Below are 26781 nucleotides of genomic sequence, written 5' to 3' on the forward strand. Positions count from 1 at the left end.
TCGCCTTTGATGGAAAAAACACAAAGAGGTCTTGTTTTATGTCAAAAAGAATAGCGGTGATCCTGGCCGGAAACGGGGTATACGACGGCTCTGAAATCTATGAATCTGTAATTACACTGTTGTCGCTGGATCAAGCGGACGCCCAGGTGCAGTGCTTTGCGCCGGACATTCCCCAGATGCATGTAGTCAACCACCTGACCGGAGAAGTCGCAGAGGGCGAAACCCGCCAGGTACTGGTAGAGGCGGCACGTCTGGCCCGCGGAGAGATCAAAGAGATCAAAGAGGCAAACGCCGATGACTTTGATGCTCTGATTATGCCGGGTGGTTTTGGTGTGGCCAAAAACCTCAGTGATTTTGCGGTAAAAGGCGCAGAGATGTCGGTAGAACCCTCGGTGCTGTCTCTGGTGCAGAACTTTAAAGCGGCAGGCAAGCCCGTTGGCTTGATCTGTATTGCCCCGACTCTGGCGACTGCGATTTTTGGTGAAGGTGTCAAATGCACCATCGGTCAGGATCCGGATACCGCTGCGGCCATTGAAACCATGGGCGGCCAGCACGTGGCATCTGAGGTAGACGAAATTGTTGTGGATGAAGCCAACAAACTGGTGACCACCTCGGCTTATATGATGGCCGGACGCATCCGCGAAGCGGCTTCTGGCATCACTAAACTGGTGGATAAAGTTCTGGCAATGGCCTGACATCTGGCGGTTCATGCCTTGCTGACACTTTACTTCAGGTACATCCCAATCCAGGCATTCGGTGTTTTACATTGGATGCCTTGCACTGCTAACGTAGTACACTGATGTCGGTCCATTTAACGTACTGCTTGTAACGGAGTATTTATAAGTAGTACTTGTAACTGACATGATACGTTTCCAACAGCCAAAAAAGGAATACTCATGGCTTTATTGATGGTTTATATATTCATCGCCATCGGTGTTTCATTTTTGTGTTCGGTGGTAGAAGCCGTCCTGTTAAGTTTAAGCAGTGCCCAGGTGGCGGTGCTGGAACAGGAAGGCAAGAAGTCCGGAGCTATCCTCAAGCAGTTGAAAGCCGATGTCAGCAGACCACTGGCAGCCGTTTTGAGTCTGAACACCATCGCCCACACCATTGGTGCTGCCGGGTCCGGTGCACAGGCGACCAAAATATTCGGCAGTGCCTCTCTGGGAGTTGTCTCAGCCATTCTGACCCTGCTGATTCTGGTGTTGTCAGAAATTATCCCCAAAACCATCGGTGCTCACTACGCCCGCCAGTTGGCTCCCGCCACCGCCTACATCTTGAAGTATCTGGTGATCCTGCTGATGCCACTGGTGGTGATGTCAGAGTTTATCACTCGCCGCTTGAAGTCCGACGAAGTGCTCGATGGTTTCAGTCGCGATGAGCTTTCCGCCATGGCCGATCTGGGGTCAGAGCAGGGGGCATTATCGAATGAAGAAGTCGCCATCCTGAAAAACCTGCTGCTTATTCGCGATGTCACCGTGCGAGAAATCATGACGCCGCGGACGGTTCTGTTCAGCTTGTCTGTGGATATGACCGTCGGGGAATTTTTTCACAAGCATCAGCAGGAGCCGTTTTCCCGTATCCCTGTGTACGAGGGGGATAAAGACAATATCACTGGTTACGTCATCAAGAGTGATTTGTTATTGGCCCAGGCCAGGGGGAACGAAGCTTCGGTATTGGCAAACTACCGCCGCAGGTTGCCGGTGTTTATTGATAACACCACCGTGTATCAGCTGTTTCAGGATCTTGCGCCGCAGCGTTCTCACATCATGTTGATCGTCAATGAATACGGCAGTGTGGGTGGTATCGTTACCATGGAAGACATTATCGAAACCCTGCTCGGTTTCGAAATTATCGACGAGAAAGACAGGGTGACGGATATGCAAAAAGAGGCGAGCAGGCTGCTGCGCAAAAAAGCCAACAGCAAAGGGGTTGATGTCGAGGGCAGCTCTTCTTAGCGGATGACCTTAACTGCTCTCCTTTAACCCCTGTTCCAGTGCTTCATACTCTTCACTGAGGGTCATCCATTCCTCTTCGGCCGTGTCCAGTTTCTGCCGACAATCCGATTGCTGTTTCAGCAACGCCTGCAAATCGTCCTTGCGTTCAGCGTCGTACAGAGATCCATCGGCCAGCTGGTTTTCCAGCTCATCCATCTGCGATTGCCACTTGTCCACCTGCCGCTCGGCGGCTTGCACTTTCTTGCGTAGCGGTTGCAGCTGCTTGCGCAATTCTGCGGCATGCTGGCGCTGTTGTTTGCGATCGACCTTGTCGCCGTTGCCTGTCTCGTCTGCGGGTTTGTCTTCAGCAGGGGCTTCCCGCTGAGCCAGCCACTGGTGGTAGTCTTCCAGATCGCCTTTGAATACTTCTACCTTGCCGTCGGCAATCAGCAGGAAGTCATCGACCGTATTGCGCAGCAGATGTCGATCGTGGGAAATCACCAGCACGGCGCCGGGATAGGTTTGCAGTGCCAGGGTCAAAGCCTCGCGCATATCCAGATCCAGGTGGTTGGTGGGCTCATCCAGCAGCAACAGGTTGGGCTTTTGCCAGGCAATGAGTGCCAGTGCCAGTCGGGCTTTTTCGCCACCGGAGAAATGTTTGATGACTTCGAAAGCGCGATCGCCATGGAAACCGAATCCGCCGAGGAAGTTGCGCACTTCCTGTTCTCGGGCGGTGGGCGAAATCCGCTGGATATGCAGCGCCGGACTGGCATTCATGTCGAGGGCTTCCAGCTGGTGCTGGTTAAAGTAACCGATGGCCAGATGTTCACCGCGGGTACGCTCTCCCGAAAGCAGCGACAGTTCGGCCACCAGTGATTTGATCAGGGTCGACTTGCCCGCACCGTTGGGGCCCAGCAGGCCCAGTCGGCTGTCGGCTTCCACCCTCAGGTTGACGTTTTTCAGAATGGCCTTGTCGCCGTAACCCAATTGCGCGTCGGTGATCTGCAGCAGCGGATGCGAGGTTTTCTCGGCACAGGGAATTTGAAACTGAAACGGTGAGTCCACGTGGGCGGGAGCTATTTTTTCCAGGCGTTCCAGCGCCTTCAGACGGCTTTGCGCCTGCTTGGCTTTACTGGCCTTGGCGCGGAAACGGGCGACAAACTTTTCAATCTCGGCGATCTGGGTTTGCTGGCGGTCAAACATCTGTTGCTGCTGTGCCAGACGCTCACTGCGCTGGCGTTCAAAGGCCGAGTAGTTACCGCTGTAGAGTTCCAGCTTGGCACGTTCGATATGCACAATGTGCTGCACGGTGTTGTCGAGGAAATCCCGGTCGTGGGAAATGATCAACAGTGTGCCTTTGAAGCGTTGCAGTCGCTGTTCCAGCCACCAGGTGGTATCCAGATCCAGGTGGTTGGTGGGTTCGTCCAGCAACAAAAGATCGGCGGGGCACATCAGTGCCTGTGCCAGATTCAAGCGGATGCGCCAGCCGCCGGAAAAATCGCTGACCGGTTTTGTGGTTTCATGACTGGCAAAGCCCAGTCCGTGTAACAGCTCCTGCGCACGGGCTTCGGCCGTGTAGCCATCAATCACTTCAAACTGGGCGTAGAGTTTGGCGAGAGCTTCACCGTCGTCGTGATCCTGTTCGGCAATGGCGGTCTGCAGACGGCGAAATTCCGTATCGCCATCGAGTACATAATCCAGCGCCGAGCGATCACTGTGTGACACTTCCTGGGCCATATGAGCAATGCGCCAGCCCGAGGGGATCGAGCACTCGCCCTGGTCCTGGGCAATATGGCCGCTGAGCATTTTAAACAGTGTGGATTTGCCGGTGCCGTTGGCGCCGATCAATCCGACTTTATGGCCATCGTGCAGACGCAACGAGGCACCTTCCAGCAGAATCTTGCTGCCCCGTTGTAAGTTCAGGTCGTGTAATGTAATCATGGCGGCATTCTATCACGCCGTGTCAGCCATGAGGGTGCCCTGTGAATCCTTTTCCCGAATCATTGTGGGAATTTAGTTTATCCATCTATGCCCAGCCGGAAATGGAGGCCTTGTGTCTGTATTTGCAGGATCACAGAGGCATCATTGTGAATCTGCTGTTGTGGGCCTTGTGGCTGGACGGGCAGCTGCGATCGTTCGATAAACGATTATGGCAACAGGGCGTAGTCAGCAGTCAAAGAGCCGAGCGCTGGCTGGTGGGGCCTTTACGGAGCGTGCGCAGGGCTCTGCCGAAACGCAAACCCTGGCTGGGATTGCGGTCAGCGGTTAAAGCCTGGGAGTTACAGGCAGAACAACGGCAGTTTCAGGTATTGCAGTCAATCAGTGATGACTTTGCCGGTAACAGCCCGGCGGCAGAAGACGTTACCTGCGAGACCCCAGACGGCTTTTCCACCTATCTCTCGCAACTTCTGGCCATTCAAGAACCGGAGTATCAACAGCTTACGCGCATTGTGACCCTGTGGCGTGCCGGGTAAACGTCAGCCATAAAAAAACCGCTGGGGGATCTACCTCAATTGAGATAGACCACCGCAGCGGTCTGTTGATGCTGATCAGTTAAGCTTATTCGTCGCCGAACAGGCTTGGGCTGATTGGCGCATCGCTGGTTGCCGGAGCCGGAGTAGCAGCAGGCGCTGGAGCAGGAGTCACTGGAGTGGCAGGTGCTACAGGTGCTGGTTTTACTTCTGCGGCAGGTTTAACTTCTGCTGCTGGAGTTGGCTTGGCTTCCGGTTTGGGGGCAGCCGCTTTAGGTGCGGCAGGTTTCTTCGCCACGGCCTTTTTAGGAGCCGCTTTTTTAGCTGCAGGTTTGGCAGCAGCTTTTTTGGCTACAGGCTTGGCAGCGGCTTTTTTAGGGGCTGCTTTCTTGGCGGCCGGTTTGGCAGCGGCTTTTTTCGGAGCGGCCTTCTTGGTGGTCGCTTTGGTTGCGGTGGCCGCTTTTTTAGGCGCCGCTTTCTTGGCTGCAGGCTTGGCCGCGGTCTTCTTCGCGGGGGCTTTCTTGGCTTCGGCTTTCTTGGCCGGTGCTTTTTTGGCTACGGTTTTCTTTTTGGCGCTGGCTTTGGCAGCGGCCTTTTTCTCAGCGGCTTTTTTCTTGGCTGCAGCTTTCTTCTCAGCCAGTGCGGCTTTTTTGGCGGCGGCTTTGGCCTTGGCGGCTTCTGCCTGGGCTTTCTTCTTGGCGGCTATTGCGGCTTTTTTGGCAGCTGCTTTGGCTTTGGCAGCTTCTGCCTTGGCCTTTTTCTGAGCAGCGGCTTTGGCTTTCTTGGCTTCAGCGGCGGCTTTCTTCTTGGCAGCGGCGGTCAGGGTCTTTTCTACTTTGCTGGCAGCTGCAGCGATAGCGGCATTCAGCTTGGCAGTTTCTTTCAGGGATTTCAGTTCTGCGCTGGTATCGGCAATGGCGGCTTTGCTTTCGGCAACCAGTTTTTTCTGAGCAGCAACATCGGCTTTGGCTTTTGCCAGACGCTCTTTGGCAGCGGCTGTTTTTTTGTTTTTGGCAGCAGTCTGGGCAGTGGCTTGCTTGCTGCTGAGGGTGGTTAATTTTTTCTGGGCGGCAGCATTGGATTTTTTGGCTGCGGCAACTGCTTTTTCTGCGTCAGCGAGTTTTTTGCTGCGGGCTTTTTCCAATTCAGTGGTCAATTTTGCAATTTGAGATTCCAGATCGACAATGGGGTCGACGGCTTTTTTGACTTTTTTGCGAGCTGCCATATTAGCGATTCCTCTAAGGGTTAAGTCGGGTAAATTTATTCGACGCGATAATACCCACGTTTGCTGGAAAATTGTATGCTTTGGTTAAGATAAAGTCAGATTTTTTTCAGTAAAATGGATTGTTTTTATCCAAAAGCCACAGATTGGATGTATTGCTTTAAAACAGTGCGTCTTTGCGGCGAGATAATAACTCTGCAAGAGAAGACAACGAAAGCCGCAAAAATGGAAAAAGACGCCTGCCGCAGCGCTCCAGGTTAATGTAGTATGGTTGCTCACCGTGTTTCTCGGCACTCTCGATTTGCTGGAAATCAGGTGGTCGGTCAGACATCAGCATGTTGGCAGAGGATGTTGCCACAAGGGTCCGATACACCCCGGTGACCCGTAAATGAGCGGGATTTCTCGCTGGCGGCTGAACCACTGCCGGTTTAAGCGGTCTATCGAACTGGATAGCAAAACTGTAAAGCAATAACAGGTTCGTTCTCAGGGGCGGATGGATGAATAACAGGAAGAAACTTATGATCTCCAAAAAAATACTGATGAGTACGGCAGCCACAGCATTGTTCGTTGCTGGGCTGAACCAGCAGGTGATGGCGGATAAACTTGAATCCCTGACTGACCGTGCCAGCTATGTTTTCGGCTACAAAACGGCTGAACGCTTCCAGCAGGGACAGATTGACATCAATCCCGAAGTGTTCGCCAAGGCCATGGCCGATGCTCAGAAGGGTGTAGCACCCAAGCTGAGTGAAGAAGACATGCAGGAGACCATGCGCGCTCTGCAGGCCCAGCAGGAAGCCAAACACAACGAAGCCATGAAAGAAATCGCTGACGCCAACGAAAAAGAAGGCAAAGCCTTTCTGGCAGCCAATGCGAAAAAAGACGGTGTAAAAACCACCAAATCCGGACTGCAGTACAAGGTTGTGACCAAGGGCAAAGGGCCCAAGCCAACCCGTGACAGCCAGGTCTCCGTAAATTACAAAGGCACCCTGCTTGATGGGACTGAGTTCGACAGCTCTTATAAGCGTGGCGAGCCGGCGACTTTTGGTGTGACTCAAGTGATTCCGGGTTGGACCGAAGCGCTGCTGATGATGAAAGAGGGCGCGAAGTGGGAAGTGTATATCCCGTCTGATCTGGCTTACGGTTCCGGTGGCGCAGGTGGTCAGATTGGCCCCAACGCGACTCTGGTGTTTGAAATTGAACTGCTGAGTGCGAATGCTCAAGAGGCGGCCAAATAAGCCACAGTGATTATTCGCCGGGTTTCTGATCCGGAAGCAAAAAACAAAAAGGGCTGACGAGACATCGTCGGCCCTTTTTTGTTGATGGGTCTGATCAAACTCTGCTGGAAATTTTACTCAATGTCGATTGAGCCTTGCAGATAGCACACCGCTTGTCCGGTCAGAGACACGCGATCACCTTCAAGCTGGCATTGCACCTCGCCACTGCGAGCCGAGATCTGCCGGGCGGACAAATCCTCTCGCTCCAGAACTTCTGCCCAGTAAGGCGTCAGTGTGCAGTGAGCTGAACCGGTCACCGGATCTTCATCAACGCCCAGCCCCGGCGCAAAAAAGCGGGAAACGAAATCACACTGCTCGCCCGGTGCACTGACAATGACAGGCGCCTCGGAGGCCGCTGCCAACAGATGCAGATTGGGTTTCAGGCGAGCCACGGCAGCTTCACTGTCGACAACCAGTAACCAGTCCCGGGGGGACTTGCCGGAAAAACTCACCGACTCCAGCCCCAGTGCCTGAAGGATATCGGCGGTGACCGGCTGCGGTACGGCCGGGCGTGAAGGAAAGTTCATGGTCAGGCCATCGCCGGATTGCTCTACCGTCAGAATGCCACTGCGGGAGTGGAAGCGAATCGCGGGCTCGGTAATGGTGTTGGCATCATCGAGCTTGTTAAACAGCACGTATGCCGCCGCCAGAGTGGCGTGTCCGCACAGATCCACTTCATGTGTCGGGGTAAACCAGCGCAGCTCAAAGTCAAAACTCTCGCCCTGATCATCGACGCTGCCGGTGTTGGCGGGCACGTAAAAAGCGGTCTCGGATAAATTGTTCTCGGCCGCAATATGGAGCAGCTGCGCATCGCTGAGCCAGTTGGTCAACGGAACCACTGCTGCCGGATTGCCTTTAAAGCGTTCGCGGGTAAAGGCATCGATTTGATAGATGGGTAGCTTCATGGGATGGGCCTTGTATCTTCAATTGATTTCACAATGCAGTGTAGCTGGCAGCTCTTAAGCAATACAGATACAATTTTAGTGAAAACAGACCAGTACAGTTTTGCCGGCGGTATTTTATGCTCTATCAACGTCTGGCCAATGATCTTGTGGCCAATATTCAGCAGGGGGTGTATCGCCCGGGCGAGCGGCTGCCATCAGTGAGACAGTTGGCGCGGCAGCGTGGCGTGAGTGTGTCCACGGCAGTCAGTGCCTATCAGCATCTGGAAGCGACGGGTCTGGTAACCACGCGGGAGAAGTCGGGTATCTACGTGGCGGTGCCGTCTCAGCCTCACATACAAACGCCGGAACCCAATCGGGGCAGTCAGCCAACGCAGTTGCAAATGAGCGATACCATCGCCCGGATCTTTGCGCAAAACCGCCAGCCCGGACGTATTCATTTTGATCTGGCGGTGCCGTCACCGGCACTCCAGCCCGCAGCGCAGCTGAAAGCCGCAGCCAATCGGGTGTTGCGTCATCAATTTAACGACAGCCTCACTCTGTATCCATCCCCCGGCGATCAGGAACTGCGTCGCCTGATTGCCCAGCGCATGTTGTCCAGTGGCTGTCGGGTGGACGCCGAGGAGATTGTGATCACCAACGGCTGTCAGGAAGCCCTGCTGATCTCGCTGCAGTCACTCACCCGGCCCGGTGATGTGGTGGCCGTGGAAACCCCCTGTTATTACGGTTTTCTGCAGGCACTCGAAAGTCTCGGACTCACGGTTGTGAGCATTGCCACCGATGCGGTTTCCGGGCTGGATGTACAGGCTCTGGAAGCGGCCTTGCAACGCTGGCCGATCCGCGTGTGTCTGTGTTCCCCTTCGTTCAGTAATCCCACCGGGGCGTGCATGAGTGAGCAGGCCAGAAAGGAGTTGGTCGCTCTGGCGCAGCAACATGATTTCTATCTGATTGAAGACGATATCTTCGGTGAGTTGGCCCATGGGACTTTGATGGAAAAAGCAGAGGCTAAGGGTGTGGCTGGCACAGGGGATCTTCAGCGACCTAAACCCAGGCCCAGACCCTTGCGCGCTTTCGATCGGGACGGCCGGGTGATCTATTGCTCGTCGTTTTCAAAATCCCTGTCGCCAGGATTGCGGCTGGGCTGGGTGGCCGCCGGTAAACATCGCCTGCGGGTGATGGAGCGGCAGCGAGCCAGCACCACTGGCACTTCCACATTGCAACAATTGCAGGTGCGCGATTATCTGAAGAGCGGACACTTTGATAAACACCTGGCGCGAGTTGGGCGAGTGTATCGAAGCAACATACAACGCACTTTGACCGTGGTGGCGGAAGCTTTCCCGGAGGGGACCCATGCCACCTGTCCACAGGGCGGGTTTGTGGTGTGGATTTCACTGCCCAACAGCGGGCCGGATACGCTGACGTTACTGGATATGGCGCAGGAAGAGGGAATCTGTTTTGTGCCGGGGCAGGTGTTTGGTTTGCAGGGGCTGGAATACTGTCTGCGGATCAGTGTGGCCCAGCTCTGGACCGAAGAGCTGGAAGGCGCCCTGAGAAGTCTCGGACGCCTGGCGGGTTATCCATCGGGAAAGTCTGATTAGAGAATGGGGACAGGGTCTCTGATCTTCGGATCAGGTCACCAGATCCTTGTGCGAAGTGTGCAGCACTTCGATCATGCGATCTTCGGCTTCAAAACGATTGGCGAGCACTTCGCCCAGTTTGGAAAGATCCGCAGAGATGGTGCTCAGATCATCGGTTTCCAGATACTTGTCGTTAAAGTCGAGCGCGTATTCGGTGGTGAGATCGATGGTGCGAATCAGGGTGCGGGCTTCTTTGAGGGCGTCTTCGTCGTCGAATTCGCGCGCTTCCTTCACCAGCTGATCGTAGACTTCAAAGTGACCGGCGGACACATAATCCACCAGCAGCTGACAGACTTCCTGAACCCACTCCGGGGCCGGTTCCTTATCGGGTGATTCGGTCAGACTGCAATAGCGAACCAACAGTGCCTGACGCTCTTGCAACCAGCGGTCGATGATGTTGCTGACTCCGCCCCAACGCTCTTTGGCCGACTCGCAGTTCTCTAGCATGGCAGTACATCCTTTCTTTCATCTGACTAATGGGCTTTTAGTGACATCTTGTCCCAGGGGAAGATGCAAGTTCTACCCGTTTAATGTTGCGGTTTATTGTTATTGGTCGCCGCTTTTTGTGACCGTTCAGTCCAAGATATGTGATCCTGAAGGTCACGGCAAGCGAAATGTGCCCCGCAATTCTGAAACCTTGTTTCCAAAGAATTGTAAGCTGTCGCCTGAAGTCGCGCCGGTATTTGCGGCGGGAAAAAGGCTCAGAACAGCGGCACGATGTAGGGCAGTGTCAAAGCGGTAAAGGCGCCATTGAGACCCATGGCAAGAGTGGCGAATGCGCCGTTGGTGGCGCTGAGTTCAAAGCTGCGCGCGGTGCCAACACCGTGGGCATTCAGACCCAGCACAACGCCCTGAGCGCGCGGATCGTGCAGTTGCAGCAAGTAAAACACCACCGGGCTGAGCAGCACACCGATCACCCCGGTAAACACCACTACGCCGGTGGTCAGGGTAGTCAGTGCACCGATGTTGTTGGCAATGCCAATGGCGATGGGGGTGGTGACCGACTTGGGAGCCAGAGACAGCAACACCTGTTCGTTGGCGCCCATCATCCAGGCGATGCCCACAGCGCTGGCTGCGGCAAAGATACCGCCCAGCAGCACAGTCAGCAGCACTGGCAGGGCCAGTCTGCGAATATGGTGGAACTCACGATAGAGAGGAATCGCCAGAGCCACGGTGGTCGGCCCCAGCAAAAAGTAAATCAGGTTATTGGCCTGTACGTACTCGCGGTAGGGGATATCACCAAACTTCAGCAAAGCGGCAATGGTTACCGAACTGACCGCCACCGGATGAACAAACGCCCGACGACCGCAGGCGTTGTAAAACCAGAGCGATGCCTGAAACACCACCAGGGTCAGCAACAGGCCGAACAGTGGTTTGTGGATCAGGCTGTTGCCGAAGTCCAGCAGGTGTTGAATCAAATCGTGCATGGGATCTTTACCGTCGCAATCGGATCAGGCTGAGCCGGAAGAGTTTTTGCCGGACAGGCGTTTCATCAGCCAGCCGCTGAACAGCATGGAGACAAAGGTACCTGCCACCATGGCCGCGATAACCGCTGGCCAGTAACGCTGGATACTGTCTGGTAAAAAAAACAGGCCGACACCGGCGGGCAGGAAGAACAGGCTCAGGTACTGGATCAGCCCCTGACTGACCTCATCCACCTCTTTGGACGGGCCGCCTTTAATGGCCAGCGCCAGCCACAGCAATAGCATGCCGGCCACAGGGCCGGGGATGGGGCTGTGTAAAAGTGCGACCAGTGTTTCGCCACACAGCTGAAAAAACAGCAGGACAATAATACCTTTCAGCATAGAAGTGTGCTCCTTACCGGCAGCGCAGGGCGATCAGGCCTTTGTGAAACATTAGCCCTTGCGAAACATCTGCCAGAGGTTCAGGGCGATCAGGCCGACAAAACACACGGCGACCCAGGCTGGCATGCTCAAACCGAGGAAAGTCCACGAGATGTCAGCGCAGTTGCCGTCGCCCTGCAGCAGCAGATTGACGGCATCGCCCAGCGGGAAGTTTTCAAACATATAGGAGAGACCCGGACCACACGCAGGTACCTGATCTTCCGGCAGACTCTGCAACCAGACATGGCGCAGGGAAACCGACAGGCCAAACCCGGCAGCAATAATGGCCAGACTGGAGTAAATGCGACGTCCCAGTTGAGCGGGGTTATGAATCGCGGCCAGCAGGGCGCACAGGCTGACGGCAAACACAAAGATGCGCTGCGTGATGCACAGTGGGCAGGGATGCATATCCATACCGTATTGAAAATAAAGTGCGGTCAAGTTTAAGCCGGTGCAGCCGAAAAAGATCAGTAGATAGGTTGTGCGGATAGATAACGTGTTGCGGATACTCACGGTGGTCACATCCCCGATATGTGGTGAGGGGCTACAGAATGGGTGAGCCGCTACACTAGGGGAATTTGCCCGGCAACTCAAGAAATGCCGGCCGCAAATGGGTGATCCGGCCGCAATATGGATTCAGGTTTACGGGAGTGGTGTTTTGAAGGTGCAGAAAAATCTGTTCAGGCTGATGTTACTGGTGCTGCCGCTGGTAATGTGGTCGCCGGCGTGGGCGCAGGATGAAGCGGAATCGGAAACCGATGCCGGGCAGGAAGAGGAAGCCGAACCGGGTTCTATCTATCTGCCACTGAAACCGCCGTTTGTGGTCAACTACGGTAACCCCGAAGGCGCGCTGGGACGCCTGCACTACCTCAAGGCCGAGCTGACGGTGCGCGTGGGTGGCCCGCAAGACGTCAATTCTATTCGTCATCACATGCCCTATATTCGCAATCAGTTGATTTTGCTGTTCAGCAAGCAAACGCAGGAAAGTCTCGAAACTCAGGAGGGCAAGGAGCTGTTGCGACAGAAAGCCTTTCAGGCGATTCAGGATCTGGTGGTCGAGGAAGATGGCGAGCTGGATTTGATCGGGGTGTACTTCAATCAGTTGATCTTGCAGAACTGACAGGCCGGATAAGATAGCCCAGGCTACCCTCTCTTGCCCCTTGGGCAATTCACCTTGTTACCGCGCCGCGATTCAGTTCTTGAGGCGGGCAGCCCAGTCAGAGACTGAACTGCCGTGCGGATCGTGAGCGATCAGTCTTCGTCGCAAATGGCCTGATAGCCATCGGCATCCAGAGCATTGTCCAGATCGCTCAGGTCGCTTGGCTTCACTTTAAAGAACCAGCCGTCGTCGTAAGGGGATTCGTTAACAATCTCAGGAGTCTCTTCCAGAGCTTCGTTGATGGCGATCACTTCACCGCTGACCAGCGAGTAGATGTCAGACGCGGCTTTTACAGATTCCACCACTCCGGCTTCTTCACCTGCAGTCACAGTGCTGCCGACTTCGGGAGTTTCGACGTAAACCACGTCGCCGAGGCTGTCCTGGGCGTGGTCGGTGATGCCAATGGTCACAGTGCCGTCGGCTTCGACGCGGGCCCACTCGTGGCTGGACAGGTATTTCAGTTCACTGCGAACTTCACTCATGGTGCTTTCCTTCAATTATCAATCGTAATAAACGGGTTCGGCCACAGGTCGGGCGCTATTGCCAAAGGCGCGTAGTTTAGCGACTTTTCCGCCGTGGTGGAACGACCGGCAGCCTTTGGGGGTGCGGTTTTCGTGCAAACCGCAGCCACATATAGGGTGGGCGAGCCGCATGGGCGGGTGTCTACCATCTGGAACGACAGTTTTAACGAAACAGTTGTAACTACAGCGTAGCAGGCATTTTGTAGCCTGTAGAGCTGGTATCCGGGTTTGATAACCCGGTAAAACTTATGCAGACGATAAAGGTCTAGACTGTGTGTCAGCCGGCTTTACAATTCAGTGTGTCGGACGTCTCGGACTCAGGAGGAAGAATGGGAAGCTTATTGCGTGTGATAGCGGGCATAGTGGGATTGGCGATCGTACTGGTGATCGGTGCGGTTCTGTATTTGACGATGGTGCTGGATCCTAACGATTACCGCGACGATATCGAGCGCCTCGCCGCCAAGCAGGGGGTGCCTCTGGAGATCAACGGCGACCTGAGCTGGCAGTGGTTTCCGACGCTGGGTCTGAGTGTCGAAGGCGTAAAAGTGATGACCGGCGACGAAGCTCTGCTGGATGCCGAGCGGCTGGCCGCGGCAGTGGCGGTGATGCCGCTGTTCAGTGGCAATGTCTCGATTGAGGCACTGGAATTCTCCGGTGTGCAGGTCAACGTCTGGAAAGACAAGCAGGGGCGCGGCAACTGGGAACTCTTGCAGCAGGCAGAGGCTGCCGGTGCAGCCGACAAGAAAGCCAAAGAGACTGCGAGTACTCCAGCCACCGATTCGACTGCTGCCAAGGGTGACGCTGCGGCGTCACCAGTGGCACTGGTGATCGAGCGCCTGCGACTTGAAAATGCCCAACTGGTCTACCGCGATCTGGCGGCCGGTTCACGCATCGAACTCAGCGACCTCAACCTCAGCGTTGACGGTTTCGATCTGGCGGGGCAGCCATTCGATTTGAAGCAATCCGCCGTCCTTAAACTGGATGGCCAGCAACCGCTGGAGATCAGCAGCGAAGGTCAGCTGGGTTTCAATCTGGAAAAACAACACCTCACCATGAGCGGCCTGCAGCTGGAAGTCGCCGCCAATAAAACGCCGATGACACTGGAGCTGTCCGGTGACGTGGCGCTGGAAACCCTGGCAGCACAGCTGGATCTGGCCCTGCAGCCGGTCAACCTCGCCAAGTGGCTGACCCAGTTCGGCATTGAACTGCCGGAGATGTCGGCCGCCGATGCCCTCAGCAAAGTCTCCCTGAGCAGCAAGATCGTCGGCGACGACGGTGCCTGGAAGCTCAACAACCTGTCCCTCAAACTGGACGACACCACCTTTGCCGGTCACGCAGGGATGAGCAAAAACGGCGCACTGGAGCTGGTACTTAACGGCGACAAGCTGGATCTGGATCGCTACCTGCCAGTGCCGCAGGAAGAAGTGGCTGAAGCCAAACAGCAACAGGCTGCGAGCGCAGGCAGCAAGGGGACAGCCACGTCACCCGGCGCCAATCCGCTGATCATGTCGGACGAGCCACTGGATCTCAGTGCCCTCAAAGACATCGATGCCACCGCGGCTATCACCCTCGCCCAGATGACCGCCAAGCAACTGGATTTCACCGATCTTGCATTCAAGCTCAAGGCCAAAGGCGGGCTGGTTAATCTGCAAACGGTCTCTGCGACTCTGGATAAGGGCAAGTTCAACCTCAACGGCTCGCTGGATGCGCGGCAAAAAGCCTCCAAGGTCGCCCTCAAGGGGGATCTCACCAATCTCGAACTCAAGCCGCTGCTGGTGCTGTTTATGGATGAAGAACGCCTGTCCGGCAGTGCCGGTGGTGATCTGACCCTCAACACCCAGGGGCAGAGCCTGCGCCAGTGGCAGCAGGCAGCCAAAGCGAATCTGAACCTCAAAGCCGCCGAGCTGACCTTCAGCGGGGTCGATATTGAGCGCAACGCCTGCCAGCTGGCGGCGCTGGTGAACGGCAAGCCCAGCCCCGAGCTGCAATGGAAAGGGCTGACCACCTTGCAGGACGTCAGCTCGACGCTGGTTCTGAACGGTGAAGTGCTCACCATCCAGTCCCTAAGTGCCGGTGTCGAAAACCTCGGCGTAAAAGCCAACGGCACCCTCAACTACGTCACCGGTAAATTCGATGTGCCCGTCAGTGTCGCCTTTGTCGGCGAGGCCGATCCCAACCGCGACTGCCAGATCCGCGATCGCTGGCGCAACAAGGATTTGCCCTTGCGTTGCAAAGGATCACTGGATACCGTGTCGGCCGGCAGCTGCGGCATCGACAGCAAACGCATCAATGCCCTGTTGGCGGACGAAGCCAAAGGCGAGCTGAAAGACAAATTGCAGGAGAAGCTGCAAGAGAAACTGAACAAGAGCAGCGACGACGGCGAAACCGACAGTAGGGAAGAGGCGGTAAAAAGCCTGCTGAAAGGCCTGTTCAACAAAGAGTAGTTTGATCGTTAATAGACATCGTCATTGCCGGGCTTGTGGCTCGCAATGACGTCATTTGAGGAAAGCAGTATGTCGCGTAAGCAGAAGGGGCAGACAAAGGCCCCCAGCGACAGTTCTTTAGCACCGGATTTTTCACAACGCGTACTCGACTGGTTTGACCTGCACGGTCGCAAGCACCTGCCCTGGCAACAGGGTGTGACGCCTTACCGCGTGTGGGTGTCCGAAATCATGTTGCAGCAAACCCAGGTGGCTACCGTCATCCCGTATTTCGAACGGTTTATGGAACACTACCCCACGGTTCAGGATCTGGCCGCCGCCCCGCAGGACGACGTGCTGCACCTGTGGACCGGCCTCGGCTACTACGCCCGCGCCCGCAACCTGCACAAGTGCGCGAAGATGGTTGTCTCCGACTTTGGGGGTGAATTTCCGTCTAGTGTCGAAGAGCTGTCTTCCCTCTCGGGCATCGGCCGCTCCACCGCTGGCGCCATCGCCAGCCTCTCCATGGGACAAAAAGCCGCCATCCTCGACGGCAACGTCAAACGGGTACTGGCTCGCCACTTCGCCGTGGACGGCTGGCCCGGCACCACCTCGGTCCTGAACCAGCTGTGGGACATTGCCGAAGACCTCACCCCCGATCAGCGCTGCCAGCACTACACGCAGGCGATGATGGATCTGGGAGCCATGGTCTGCACCCGCAGCAAACCCGATTGCCACAGCTGCCCGCTGATGGACAGCTGCCGCGCCTTCCATCAGGGCAACCAGACCGACTACCCCGGCAAGAAGCCGAAAAAAGACAAGCCCGTAAAATCCGTCCAGCTGCTGATGCTGCGCAACCCCAACGGCGAATGGCTGCTGGAGCAGCGCCCGGCCACCGGCATCTGGGGTGGGCTGTGGAGCTTCCCTGAAGTGGCCAGCGACGATGACGTCACCGACTACTGGCAGAGCACCCACGGCACCGAACTGATCCATCAGGAAACCTGGGACAGCTTCCGCCACACCTTCAGCCACTACCATCTGGACATCACCCCCGTGGTGGCCGACATCCAGACCAGCGCCACACAGGTCGGAGAGCGGGCGGTTTGTTGGTATGATGTGCACGCTCCGGCCTCACTGGGGCTGGCGGCGCCGGTTAAACTGCTGCTGGAAAAACTCCGTCAGCTGGAGCCACTGGCCACCGCCTGAAATCGATATTCATCAACAAAATCAAAAGGTTATGTGTATGAGCCGCATGGTGTTCTGCCGCAAGTATCAACAAGACATGGAAGGCCTCGACGCACCCCCATACCCCGGCCCCAAAGGCATGGACGTGTTCGAAAACGTCTCCAAACAGGCCTGGGGCGAGTGGCTCAAACACCAGACCATGCTCATCAACGAAAAGCACCTCAACATGATGGACCTGACCGCCCGCACCTACCTCAGCGAGCAGATGGAGAAGTTCTTCTCCGGTGACGACTACGACGCCGCCGACGGCTACGTCCCCGAAGGCAAGGACGACTGAAGCCGCCAAACCCCTCAGATTCAAACCCCTGAAAAAAACCGGTAGAAAACAGCCGCTTAGGTCTTGACTCTGAAGAACTGAACAGGTTTAATACGCGCCTCTTGCGAACACCAGCGGTGTTACAGCGAGTTTGCCCGGATAGCTCAGTCGGTAGAGCAGGGGATTGAAAATCCCCGTGTCGGTGGTTCGATTCCGCCTCCGGGCACCATTATTTCTTCTTATTTTTCAATAAGATAGCAAACGAAGCCAGGTGATTAATTTGACCTGGCTTTTTTGTTTCCGTACAGAAAAAGTACACTTCAAAAAATCCTCGCAATCGGATTCAAAGACACTACTTCTTTCAAATGATCTGGTGACAAGTGAGCGTAACGCATCGTCACTTTGATATCGCTATGGCCTAGTGTTTTTTGCAGCGTTACCAAATCACATCCGTTCATTATCAAGTGACTTGCGAAAGTATGACGCAACACATGCGACATCTGACCGCGAGGTAAAGTGATCTTTGCTCGCTTAACCGCACTTCGGAATGCAGCTAAACAGTTTGCGAATATTCTCCCATCCTCAATAACGATTCGAGACCTCAGAAGTTTGAATAGCGATTCACTGATAGGGACTGTTCTTGATTTACCATTTTTGGTTTTTGAGTAAGTAACATTCTGATAACCAACCTGTGACATAGTAAGTCGTTCAGCTTCTGACCAACGGGCACCGGTTGAGAGAGCCAGCAGTACAACCGGTAAGAGGGATTCGTTCTGACTGTGACGACAGGCTACTAATAAACGCTTGATCTGATAGTTCGTTAAATAAGCCAGTTCGTAATCATCAAGCTTTAGTGGTGATATTCCATCAAAAGGGTTGCGTGTAAGCAAGTTGTTCTTTATCAGTTTATTGAAGACTGTCTTCAGATAAACAAGATCATGATTACAGGTGTTGGGTGATATCCCATTGGTCAGCCGCTGTTTGCGAAACTCTAAGTAGTGAATAGGCTTGAGTTTGCTCAATCTGTAATCACCAATATGAGCAACCATTAAATCCAGCTTATTTTTTCTGCTCTGGCCATCTTTGAGATTCACACCCCAATAATTGAACCAAGTCGTTACACATTCACTGAGTAGTGCATTGTCCATGGAGGCAGATTTTTGGTTCATTAACCGACGCTCAAGAGCAACGCCCTCAGTCCGAGTTTTACAGACTCTACGAACATGAGGACCTTTTGTGCCTTGAGGACGACAGGAAACTAACCAACGTCCATCAGGTTGTTTAGTGACGGCCATTAGACTGCAACACCCTCTAACCAATGGCGCTCCATCTTTTCGCGCACAAATTCATGTAAACATTGCCTGAGTTCATCATGGTAGCCAAACTGGAATACCCCGAAGTAATCCGCCAGATCATCGTCAAGGCCGCTGTTCAGTATGTATTGAACCGCATAGCGAACAGTGAACCGTTTTCTGGCCATGAGCTTTATTGCGTTACCTAACCAAAAGGCGACATTCCGTCGAGAATTTTGGGTAGGTGGCTTTTTGCCGCGTTTGTAGAACCAGTCAGGGGCTGGTGGGTAGATGGTGATATCTTCTATCAGGAGTTGCCAAACAGGGTCTATGTAACTGGCAGAGTGCTGAAGCCTGAAATTATTTAGAGCATAGTGCCAAAGGGCTGTCAGGTGTTCTGAGAGCTGCTCAAAGTCGTTGATGACCAGCATTTCTCCGGTTTTCTGATTCACAGAGGCATTGCAAAATTCCCGGATGACCGAGTGATGAAAACGCATTTCAAAGCGATGAACCCGGTCACCGTGCTGGTATTCCGGTGTGCAGACATCGTCAACGCTGGGGACTTTTGACCAGACCTTTTCCCAGAAATCGATTTTGTCAGACTTGATCGCTTCCTGTTCTTTTTCATACAGGCAGAACTGCAAGGAGCTGGCCGAGCCAAAGGTATAGGTCTGTCCATTGCCATAGACTGTGGCAATCTCATTGAGTGATACCTGAACATTTGAGATGTTGTTTACTCGAAATTGTCGTTTAGCCTTGGTCACTAATCTGCATTCAAAGTCTTTGGGCACTGTAAAACCCTTCAGGTCGGCCGCTAAATGCGCTGCTATGCCGTTTTCGAGCAGTTGAGTAGCAAAGATGCTGGCAATAGATCGCAAACGCTCACACAGGGATTTAGGGGTATGTTCATAGATACACTGAGGCGTGACTTCGATCTTGAGGTGTGAGGCGTTGTGTGTTTCTTCTGCATAGAATGACTTCATCAAAACCACAAAGCCCTCATCCAGATTCTTTAAAATCCACTGATAGCCTGATTTTTTACTAGACCGGGTAATTTGCCAGTCAATATCGCCCAGGGTGATGACTTGTCCCATGGAAGACTCATAGTGGTGATGTAGTTTAATCAGGACTTCAGGTCGCAGGAGACAGTTAAAAAGCTGTTTAACTGTATCAACACCGGTATGAAGGTATCGAACTGTATTCAGGTCATGACCTTCTTGTGAGTTGTAGAAATAGCCTGCTTTACGATTCCAGAATTTACTTTCGTATCTCATTGTCTGTGGGACTCCCAAATAGTGGTTTAAGAGTTAATGTCTCAATGTGGTTTAGTGTGAGGGATTCACTCCCCTTATTATTAACGTGTTACAAGAACGTTTTGGCTTCGCCTCTCGTGCTCGCCCGCGCTCGCATTGCTTCGCTTGGCTGCGCGCGGCGGCAAAGCCCGGACTACGCCCTAACGGGCTGCGCGCTACGCTTGCGGCACACTACAAGGGGCTCCGCCCCCTATAACCCCCGACAGCCCCACAGGGGGCTGTGGCTCCGACTCAAGGTCTACGCAGATCGCTGCGCGATAGGTTTATCAGTTGTAAGGTGATGGAAGTTCGGAGCAGCCGAAATATAGGGTGACTAATACAGTGAGGCAGAAAGCCCATTTAAATGTTTTCACCAAAATAGCTTTGTGTTGTTCAGGCGTCATAGTTAAATTCCCTTTTGAGCGGCACCGGTACGGTATGCTCTTGGTGCTGAACGAGATCCCCGATTAGGGTATTCAGTGTTATCACCCAGTAGAATTGTAATGCCACCATTATTTCCTGAAGGCGGTACTGGTGTTTGATTTGGCGCTGGATTCTTCACCACTCTGTAACCGCTATTAGCCGGAGCGATCACAACCCTTTTATCCAAATAAAATAATTCAACAAAACTGGTTCGGTAACGAATTTTAAAATCGAGCTGTAGTAAATCGGAGTTGGTGAACTGGTACCATGTCCCGTCGTCCCGAACAGCTTTGAAATAGTGAATCACTCCTTTTTTGGTGGCGAACATGCCGAGATAAGACAGTTTGTGTTGCTCTATAAATTGGTCGCGGTGATCCAACGGAGCATCGTCTTGAGCAGGAAGCTGGATAGGAGCACCATTAGAAACAACAGACCGGCTTTCAGAAGCTTTTTCAACAGGTATCGGGTCAGGCTTTTGCATTTTATCTTCAAAGTTTCCGACCGCTTCCAGCCCGCTATTAACAAAGACTCCCAGGGCGACAACGATAAGTCCGAGGAGAAACCATACTTTCTTTTCTCGGAGGATGGACATTTCCTTACTTTCATTACTCCCTTGGGCATCTCCGGTTGCGGTTGATTGGTAGCATTCGAAGATTCGTTTGTCGGCTTTATAGAACTTCGGCTTACCGATGCAATGTGAGGCAGACGTGCCTGAATCGGACGGGTCATGTTGTTCCTCCTTCCATTTGTCTTTCCACCATGGCAATACACCCGACATGTCTCGGTGACGGTAGGCGTACTGTACGACTCCGCGAATTTCTTTGTGTACTTTGGCAATATTGGTGGTGGATAGATAAATATCCCAGTTGTAGTGCCGGTGTTGGTCAAAAGCCATTTCGACTGTAATAGGCCAATCTTCCGGCAGTTGCTCTCGGAGTTCGTCGGGTAAGTCAAACTCGGTAAGGTTTCTAAGACGTGTTGGGTAAACCTTTTGCGCTTCATCGATAAAAATCAGTGCTCCACGTGGCGCCCAATGGAAAAAGCGCGCCATGGTACGACAGCCATCTAACGTATGAGGGACTGATATCAGTTCAGCTTCTGGTGGGAATTCAATGTTTAGAGCTTTCTCTATGTTTTCTATAGAGTTGAGACCCCGAACATTGGATATGACCGTTCGTCCCTGTTGAAGAGCTTCAATGACTTTGCGTTGAGTAATGGTGAAGGACTTATACGATCCCGGTGGCCCATGGTGAATTACCGCAGTCATCAGCTAAAACCACGCAATATGAATTTCGTCACCCCCGCTTGCAGAATGATATTCAGGGCTTCAGGAATACGAAAGAAAGTGATGTAGCCTAATACTTTGGAATCTAGCCCCGCCCAAGCCGTATCAATGGTAGAGCTGATATTCAGCGTGGACAGAACACCACCGGCCACATCCCATGCAAGAGTGATAATCGATATTTTGATTTCAATGTAGAAGACTGCCAGCCAGACCAGCAGACGCTCAAACACGGAATCTACAAAATCGTAAATTTCAGCAAAGAACTCAGAGATGTAAGTCAATATGTCTGCAATAGCTTCCATGGTTAATCCTCAAGAATAATTCTCAGGCCTACGAGTGAAGCCAAGGCGATGATGACTGTCCCAACAATGCTTAATTCAGAGGTAAACCGAGACCAGCTAAAATCTACGTCCACGCCTTTAATCTGTTGAATGTTGGGGTCAATGCCGCCACCAGAATTCAAATTGAAATCCAGTTGAGACATGGCTTGGTTTTGAAGGTCGCTAAAGACCTGATTGAATTCGTCCTGTTTATCCAAAAGCAAATTGGCGAGGTCAATTTTATAATTCCCATCGAAACCTTCCGGCTCTTCGAATTCACCTTCGCAACGGAGCTTCCACAACTGAATGATAGTGGCACATTCAAAAGCGCTTCCTTCACACTGGACAGGATTTTTACAGCTTGCACCGCCAGAGACAGAGCCGTCTTCCTGTCCCTCTTCTTGGTCATCGGTCTGACCGTCGCCGTCACTGTCAGGTGAATAACCTTCTCCGGGTGCTGGTGGTGTTCCATTACCATCACCACCATTAGGGTGAGGGTCTACACCATTCGGAATATTGTCACCGTCACTGTCTGCGTCAGGGTCATTTTCATTAGGTACCCCGTCGCCATCGTGATCTTCTCCTGCGGGATCAGGTGTTGAATCACCGTTATCACAATCGCCCGGGCAGGGATTCGGAGGAGGGGCAGCACAATCTGGATCCATGCTGAATTGGCTATACTCTCCAGACTCACAAACCCCATTAGGTTCTGTGTCTTCTGGATCATCGGGTAATTGAGGATCGTCAGGGACAAACTCCGGACATTGATAGCTATAACACGCCCAGGCACCGTTATAGCACATCAATCCTTCGCCATTGTTCCCACACTCAGGTGTTTGCTCTGGTGGGACATCACACCCCGAAATACCGGTATAACTTACTGTACCGTCTTCACAAAAATAAGGTTCTGGAGCAGGAGGAGACTCACAAACAAATGTTTGTTGATTCCATATTTCAGGATCCTCACATGGCAAGCCATTTGACATGTAATAGCCATTGCCATCATTGGCGCCGTCACATTTCCACGGCCAACCGTTCATGTTCCATGTAGAACCAGCATAGGACATAGCATTGTTACAGGATGCTTTATCACCGTAAGAATAGTGATATGTCCATGTACCAGTAGCATGAACCAATAATGAAAAAGAAGAAAACAACAGAACTAAAATATATTTCTTAAAATAAATCATGAAATACGGCCGCAGTAGTATCCAAATACAACACAGACGGTAGTAACAGACGCTAGCAATACGGCCGTAAACATGACGACTCCTTACTTACGAGATAACAGAGACATCAGGAGAGTCACACCACAGACAATGGCCACCAAGCCAATCAGGCCAGCCACAGCAGCAGTTACGTTGGTGTTAGCATCACCTTGAGCCGCAGTGATTTCAGCCGTATGGTCTGCCGCAAATACCATTGCGGAAGTCATAGCGGCAGTACCCGCTACCGCCAGCTTTGAACCAAAGCTTTTGGTTTTTTGCCAAACACCGTTTTTACCTTTTTGCATTTCGATCACTTGATCCATGATTTTTCACCTTGAGTTATTGCCGCAAACAATTCTCTTATCGACGCGCTAATGTTCGCGCCACCATCCCGGCACCCACTGACGTAATGAAAAACGCCAAATTGGAAGCCATGACCATCAAATAGACATCGGTATCCCAACCGAACAGATAATCAAACTGGGCAATAATGCTGGTCTCAATTTCGGTCATTGAGACGGTTACCCAGTTATCACACTGAAGTGCACCTTCAGCCGATACGGTTAGATTTCCTTCGCAACTGTAAAAAGTACTCATATAAAGCGACACTCACCCTATTGCTTGCGGCATTGAATGTAAGCGAGTGAATGCCGCTTTATATGACCCCGCTGTGCAGGGTCACGGTTGCTTAACTGGCTTTCTGTTGAGTTGGAGCCGGTTTGGCTGGTTGTGGAAAATCCAGCTTGAAGCAGTGCTGTCCCATCTTGCCGCCAGCTGCTTTTTTGAGACGTACATGCATATCAACAGGGCAGGGGTAGGCAGGGGCTTTCAGATCTTTGTACACCTGCTCATCACAGGCGATTTTCATCAGGACGATGCCCTTTGCGTTTTCTTCAGCTTCATTGACCACAGGCTGGCCAACATACAAAGAGGCATACACTTGACCGCCATCCATACGAGCGATGGAGGCACCGTACAATTCACATTTCAAAACTTGACCAATAGACATGATGATTTTCCTTTTCAGTAATGTGCCTGATAGTGTCTAAATTCCGCGTCAGGCACTGGCCGCAGAATTGTTGAAGAAAGATCGACCCGAGAGCCAACGCCCCACTATGCGTTTCTCCGGCACCTCAGGCCGATAAATCGGTGACTGACCTAACAGCAGGTCAGATTCATGGCCTACCGCCACATGGGCAGCCAGGCAGCAACCGGCCATGTAATAGATGCGTTCTACTCGGTGTGATTTGCCGTAGTGCTTAATGAAGGACAGACAGGAGTTCATTAGGGCGATGCAGTCGGTCATAGACCGGGTTGCCAGGTACACACGGATATCGAGAAACAGGTTACGGCGATCAAGATTCATTGAAGTCACCCCGCTGGAAGATGGTTTTGCCACGCTTCACAGCATCCATGTAGCTCACTACATCAATGAAGCGTTGACGGCCGATTTTGACGGTAGGAATGGTTTGGTTTTCTACCCAGCCACGGACTGTGTCAGGGGTGACGCCTATCCAACTGGCGAATTGGGTTTGGCTGGATACCGGCGGGAGCACGGCATTGTGTATGGGAGCCTTGAGGTCTACTGAATCCATTTTTCGTTCCTTTCCTACCTGTGTGCTCTGGTTGCTTTTGGAACCTCACTGAGCCACACTAAAAACAATTTAAACCGTATGCGTAAAATATTAACGCGTACATAATTACCGCGCAATATATTTACGCGTAAAATATTTTTATGATCAAAGACCGGTTAATAGAGCTGATAGATCGCGAGTGCCCAAACGAAAGGACAAAGAACAAGGACTTCGAACAAAAGACGGGTATTAAGAAAGAAACAGTTCGAGCAATCTGTAACAACAGACAGCGAATTAATGAAGAGCATATTCAGGCGATAGCTGCAGCTTTTCCTGAATATAAGCACTGGCTTGTGTTCGGAGAGGAATTGCCTGAAGTAGGGCAAATTAGTCCAATGACTAAGGCCACGCAGGAAAACTACAAAGCACAGGGTTAGGCTATAGAATAGCCTTAAGGATAAGGAATCGTTGGGAAAAGCAATAAATACAGGGGCTGTAGTATTCCAATACAGCCGTGATTTTGCCTATTAAAACAAATCAGTATTCAAGGATGAAATATGAGCTTAGTAATAAACAGGGTAGACGGAAGTTCCGTTATCTTTATATTAAGTTCCGGTGAGCAGATAGAAGTTAAAGCTTGTCGGGAAGGAAATAAAACCAAATTAGTAATAGACGCCCCTGAATCCGTTAATGTGATTAGGAACGAGTTAGTTGAATATATAGAAATGAAGTAAAAGTCTGACTCTAATTTTGGCGTTTATTCATTAAAAAATATCAACGCTATTTTAAATGGAATAGTGAAATCATGGATGAAAGCGATTATATCCTGAAGATTGTCTCCATTCCTTGAAGCTTCAAATTAAAACCTTTTCTTAAGTCATAGACACACATTAACTCAATATTTCCATCGTTCGTGGCTAAATGGATATAGTCAGTGTTGAAATTTATTAAGATGATGAATAATTATATTTTCTCCAAAATTAGAAATTCAGAGCGGTTGTCTGGACTTTTTTTTAAGTCTTATTTTTGGCTGATTAAAGCCCACATTAAAAACCTTAAAAAAATTTGCAACAGGCATGAAGCAGTAATTTTTTATAATGCTTATTTATTTACAGTCAAACGGTTCCCAGATAAAAAACTTTCTGAATGCCTGGATTATGCCTCGCCAGCTACTTTGTTTTTATTAAATTTTAGAGAGCTATCTGACACAAAATACACAAGAAATTCTCAGATTGATGAAGTAATAAATTATATCGAAAACAATAGGAAGCTAAGAAGATTGATTTGTGATTATCATCAAATTAAAGCCCTCATCGTGAAGACGGTACATTTTGATGAATCTTACTCAGAAACTATTGAGAAACATGAAAAATATGCAAAAGAAATCTATATTGACTTAAGAATTATAGATAATAAAAATATAGGAAAAGTTGATAGAGAGATTAAGAAAGAATTAAAACATATAAAGAATTTAACAAAATCCACTACTAAAGAAAAAGTAGAATTAGAAGGTTTGAAAAAATTTAAACCTATAAAATTAAGATCCCAGCACTTGACCTTCGCGATCACGTTGTTTTCAACATTATTTATTTTAAGTGGGTATCTCTACAATAAAATTTTATTTTCTCTACTTGGTATATCCGTTGATGACTTTTTTAGTGTACCCGATTACATATCAACAAGTACTAACATTATAGCTACTACTGTATGGTCGCTCTTTTTTGGCGGAATAGTATTTTTATATGGACTAAGAAGTGACGCCTCATTAACAACTCACAACGAGCAATTTGGAAAAGAAGAGGATGAGGATAAAAGCAATCAAAGGTTGTTGCTAGTTATATTATTTATAAGCACATTCTTAGGTGCTGGATATTATTTGTCGGGAAGTGTTGAGCCAAAGCTGGTGGCGGCCATAATTATGTTAGTGCTTGTGCAGATCTATATTCAAATACCAGATTGGAAATATATCAAGAATAGAGTTGCGTTTAGGGTTTTTGGGCTGGCAATAATAACAAGTGTTACACAAGTATCGACAATAGCAATAGAACAAATTGAGGATGTAAAAAATCCTAGTTATAAAGGTCGGTATTATATAAAACTTTCTGATCCGAACATGAAAAATAAATTTGATCAGTTCTTTTCAGCAAACTCTGAGTTCGTCTTTTTGTGGAATACCAAATATCAAGTAGTAAAGGTCATACCTAAAAGATTCGTAATGGAATACACCCCTCAGTAGTTTTTTCTTTAATTACTTAGTTGAGAGGGGCGCTACTTAGCTTAGCTGGATATCTGCTCTTAGCACAGCGAATGACGAGTGTGATCTTGAATACAAAATCCGCAGTTAGAAAAAACAGATTGCGCTCAATTATGATTCTCGCCCGTTAATATGCTTCTCATTGCCATGAGTGCATCCATTAATAACTTGGTCAACGGCGAGATAGATTAAGACGTCACAACAGTGTACATAGTTACATACTGAGCCTGATCAACACATTCTCGAAT

The 26781-nt window shown here is 51.3% G+C and carries 30 protein-coding genes and 1 tRNA gene; 13 read left to right on the plus strand and 18 right to left on the minus strand.

The window, feature by feature from the left end; genetic code table 11:
- The first annotated feature begins 38 nt into the window (after positions 1-38).
- Together elbB and KOI40_RS02955 are read left to right on the plus strand one after the other, a co-directional pair.
- Positions 39-695 carry an isoprenoid biosynthesis glyoxalase ElbB gene (gene elbB / locus KOI40_RS02950; RefSeq protein WP_216095936.1) on the plus strand — a complete coding sequence of 219 codons (657 nt, stop codon included), beginning with the start codon at positions 39-41 and terminating at the stop codon, positions 693-695.
- A gap of 201 nt (positions 696-896) precedes the next feature.
- Complete coding sequence (locus KOI40_RS02955; protein ID WP_216095937.1) at positions 897-1955, plus strand: hemolysin family protein; 1059 nt, start codon at positions 897-899, stop codon at positions 1953-1955.
- Between the two features lie 9 nt (positions 1956-1964).
- Here the strand turns inward: KOI40_RS02955 and KOI40_RS02960 are convergent, their stop codons facing one another.
- Complete coding sequence (locus KOI40_RS02960; protein ID WP_216095938.1) at positions 1965-3875, minus strand: ABC-F family ATP-binding cassette domain-containing protein; 1911 nt, start codon at positions 3873-3875, stop codon at positions 1965-1967.
- 41 nt (positions 3876-3916) lie between these two features.
- Here KOI40_RS02960 and KOI40_RS02965 point away from each other — a divergent pair, with 41 nt between their 5' ends.
- Complete coding sequence (locus tag KOI40_RS02965; RefSeq protein ID WP_216095939.1) at positions 3917-4408, plus strand: TIGR02444 family protein; 492 nt, start codon at positions 3917-3919, stop codon at positions 4406-4408.
- An 85-nt stretch (positions 4409-4493) separates the two neighbouring features.
- Here KOI40_RS02965 and KOI40_RS02970 read toward each other — a convergent pair whose 3' ends face one another.
- Complete coding sequence (locus KOI40_RS02970) at positions 4494-5630, minus strand: hypothetical protein (RefSeq protein ID WP_216095940.1); 1137 nt, start codon at positions 5628-5630, stop codon at positions 4494-4496.
- A gap of 515 nt (positions 5631-6145) precedes the next feature.
- Between KOI40_RS02970 and bamJ the strand changes: the two genes are divergently transcribed.
- Complete coding sequence (gene bamJ, locus KOI40_RS02975) at positions 6146-6862, plus strand: BamJ family beta-barrel-assembly machinery protein (RefSeq protein ID WP_233709883.1); 717 nt, start codon at positions 6146-6148, stop codon at positions 6860-6862.
- Positions 6863-6975: 113 nt separating this feature from the next.
- Here bamJ and KOI40_RS02980 read toward each other — a convergent pair whose 3' ends face one another.
- On the minus strand, positions 6976-7806 hold the full coding sequence (locus tag KOI40_RS02980; RefSeq protein ID WP_216095942.1) for a PhzF family phenazine biosynthesis protein: 831 nt from the start codon (positions 7804-7806) through the stop codon (positions 6976-6978).
- Between the two features lie 116 nt (positions 7807-7922).
- Here KOI40_RS02980 and KOI40_RS02985 point away from each other — a divergent pair, with 116 nt between their 5' ends.
- Positions 7923-9401 carry an aminotransferase-like domain-containing protein gene (locus KOI40_RS02985; RefSeq protein WP_216095943.1) on the plus strand — a complete coding sequence of 493 codons (1479 nt, stop codon included), beginning with the start codon at positions 7923-7925 and terminating at the stop codon, positions 9399-9401.
- A gap of 30 nt (positions 9402-9431) precedes the next feature.
- Here KOI40_RS02985 and rsd read toward each other — a convergent pair whose 3' ends face one another.
- The 4 genes from rsd to KOI40_RS03005 form a co-directional block, all read right to left on the minus strand.
- Positions 9432-9887: a sigma D regulator gene (rsd, locus tag KOI40_RS02990; RefSeq protein ID WP_216095944.1), complete on the minus strand. Its 456-nt coding sequence runs from the start codon at positions 9885-9887 to the stop codon at positions 9432-9434.
- 254 nt (positions 9888-10141) lie between these two features.
- Positions 10142-10867, minus strand: coding sequence for an LrgB family protein (locus tag KOI40_RS02995; RefSeq protein WP_216095945.1), 726 nt, complete (start codon positions 10865-10867; stop codon positions 10142-10144).
- Positions 10868-10891: 24 nt separating this feature from the next.
- Positions 10892-11245, minus strand: a complete 354-nt coding sequence (locus KOI40_RS03000) for a CidA/LrgA family protein (RefSeq protein WP_216095946.1) — start codon at positions 11243-11245, stop codon at positions 10892-10894.
- A gap of 51 nt (positions 11246-11296) precedes the next feature.
- Complete coding sequence (locus KOI40_RS03005; protein ID WP_216095947.1) at positions 11297-11797, minus strand: disulfide bond formation protein B; 501 nt, start codon at positions 11795-11797, stop codon at positions 11297-11299.
- A gap of 97 nt (positions 11798-11894) precedes the next feature.
- Between KOI40_RS03005 and KOI40_RS03010 the strand changes: the two genes are divergently transcribed.
- Complete coding sequence (locus KOI40_RS03010) at positions 11895-12404, plus strand: flagellar basal body-associated FliL family protein (protein WP_216095948.1); 510 nt, start codon at positions 11895-11897, stop codon at positions 12402-12404.
- Between the two features lie 131 nt (positions 12405-12535).
- On the opposite strand, the gene gcvH is transcribed toward KOI40_RS03010, so the two are convergent.
- On the minus strand, positions 12536-12925 hold the full coding sequence (gcvH, locus tag KOI40_RS03015; RefSeq protein ID WP_216095949.1) for a glycine cleavage system protein GcvH: 390 nt from the start codon (positions 12923-12925) through the stop codon (positions 12536-12538).
- 368 nt (positions 12926-13293) lie between these two features.
- Here gcvH and KOI40_RS03020 point away from each other — a divergent pair, with 368 nt between their 5' ends.
- The 4 genes from KOI40_RS03020 to KOI40_RS03035 all read left to right on the plus strand — a co-directional run bounded on the left by KOI40_RS03020 (position 13294) and on the right by KOI40_RS03035 (position 17114).
- Positions 13294-15408 (plus strand): AsmA family protein, encoded by a 2115-nt coding sequence (locus KOI40_RS03020; protein WP_216095950.1) that lies wholly within the window; start codon positions 13294-13296, stop codon positions 15406-15408.
- 69 nt (positions 15409-15477) lie between these two features.
- Positions 15478-16590: an A/G-specific adenine glycosylase gene (gene mutY, locus KOI40_RS03025; protein WP_216095951.1), complete on the plus strand. Its 1113-nt coding sequence runs from the start codon at positions 15478-15480 to the stop codon at positions 16588-16590.
- Positions 16591-16627: 37 nt separating this feature from the next.
- The gene (locus KOI40_RS03030) at positions 16628-16906 is read left to right on the plus strand and encodes an oxidative damage protection protein (protein ID WP_216095952.1); all 279 of its coding nucleotides are present in this window, start codon (positions 16628-16630) and stop codon (positions 16904-16906) included.
- Between the two features lie 132 nt (positions 16907-17038).
- Positions 17039-17114: transfer RNA gene (locus KOI40_RS03035), tRNA-Phe, on the plus strand.
- 91 nt (positions 17115-17205) lie between these two features.
- Here the strand turns inward: KOI40_RS03035 and KOI40_RS03040 are convergent.
- From KOI40_RS03040 to KOI40_RS03085, 10 genes are all read right to left on the minus strand, one after another.
- Entirely contained in the window at positions 17206-18180 is a 975-nt protein-coding gene (locus tag KOI40_RS03040; protein ID WP_216095953.1) for a phage integrase, read from the minus strand.
- Positions 18180-19451, minus strand: coding sequence for a phage replication initiation factor (locus tag KOI40_RS03045; RefSeq protein WP_216095954.1), 1272 nt, complete (start codon positions 19449-19451; stop codon positions 18180-18182). Before KOI40_RS03045 ends, KOI40_RS03040 begins: the two co-directional genes overlap by 1 nt.
- Before the next feature lie 424 nt (positions 19452-19875).
- Complete coding sequence (locus tag KOI40_RS03050; protein ID WP_216095955.1) at positions 19876-21159, minus strand: zonular occludens toxin family protein; 1284 nt, start codon at positions 21157-21159, stop codon at positions 19876-19878.
- A complete protein-coding gene (locus KOI40_RS03055; RefSeq protein ID WP_216095956.1) occupies positions 21159-21479 on the minus strand; it encodes a DUF2523 family protein in 321 nt (106 codons plus the stop codon). The genes KOI40_RS03050 and KOI40_RS03055 overlap by 1 nt, the downstream gene beginning before the upstream one ends.
- Before the next feature lie 2 nt (positions 21480-21481).
- Positions 21482-22687 carry an ICP22 family protein gene (locus KOI40_RS03060; protein WP_216095957.1) on the minus strand — a complete coding sequence of 402 codons (1206 nt, stop codon included), beginning with the start codon at positions 22685-22687 and terminating at the stop codon, positions 21482-21484.
- Between the two features lie 83 nt (positions 22688-22770).
- A complete protein-coding gene (locus KOI40_RS03065) occupies positions 22771-23028 on the minus strand; it encodes a hypothetical protein (protein ID WP_216095958.1) in 258 nt (85 codons plus the stop codon).
- Between the two features lie 37 nt (positions 23029-23065).
- The gene (locus KOI40_RS03070) at positions 23066-23302 is read right to left on the minus strand and encodes a hypothetical protein (RefSeq protein ID WP_216095959.1); all 237 of its coding nucleotides are present in this window, start codon (positions 23300-23302) and stop codon (positions 23066-23068) included.
- Between the two features lie 91 nt (positions 23303-23393).
- A complete protein-coding gene (locus tag KOI40_RS03075) occupies positions 23394-23714 on the minus strand; it encodes a hypothetical protein (protein WP_216095960.1) in 321 nt (106 codons plus the stop codon).
- A gap of 48 nt (positions 23715-23762) precedes the next feature.
- Positions 23763-24071 carry a hypothetical protein gene (locus tag KOI40_RS03080; protein ID WP_216095961.1) on the minus strand — a complete coding sequence of 103 codons (309 nt, stop codon included), beginning with the start codon at positions 24069-24071 and terminating at the stop codon, positions 23763-23765.
- Complete coding sequence (locus KOI40_RS03085; RefSeq protein WP_216095962.1) at positions 24061-24300, minus strand: helix-turn-helix domain-containing protein; 240 nt, start codon at positions 24298-24300, stop codon at positions 24061-24063. The genes KOI40_RS03080 and KOI40_RS03085 overlap by 11 nt, the downstream gene beginning before the upstream one ends.
- A gap of 140 nt (positions 24301-24440) precedes the next feature.
- Between KOI40_RS03085 and KOI40_RS03090 the strand changes: the two genes are divergently transcribed.
- From KOI40_RS03090 to KOI40_RS03100, 3 genes are all read left to right on the plus strand, one after another.
- On the plus strand, positions 24441-24716 hold the full coding sequence (locus KOI40_RS03090) for a helix-turn-helix domain-containing protein (RefSeq protein ID WP_216095963.1): 276 nt from the start codon (positions 24441-24443) through the stop codon (positions 24714-24716).
- Positions 24717-24836: 120 nt separating this feature from the next.
- Positions 24837-25013: a carbon storage regulator gene (locus KOI40_RS03095; protein ID WP_216095964.1), complete on the plus strand. Its 177-nt coding sequence runs from the start codon at positions 24837-24839 to the stop codon at positions 25011-25013.
- 200 nt (positions 25014-25213) lie between these two features.
- On the plus strand, positions 25214-26515 hold the full coding sequence (locus KOI40_RS03100) for a hypothetical protein (RefSeq protein ID WP_216095965.1): 1302 nt from the start codon (positions 25214-25216) through the stop codon (positions 26513-26515).
- The last annotated feature ends 266 nt before the right edge of the window (positions 26516-26781 follow it).

Source organism: Pseudomaricurvus albidus, from assembly GCF_018863235.1.
GTDB classification, from domain to species: domain Bacteria; phylum Pseudomonadota; class Gammaproteobacteria; order Pseudomonadales; family Cellvibrionaceae; genus Pseudomaricurvus; species Pseudomaricurvus albidus.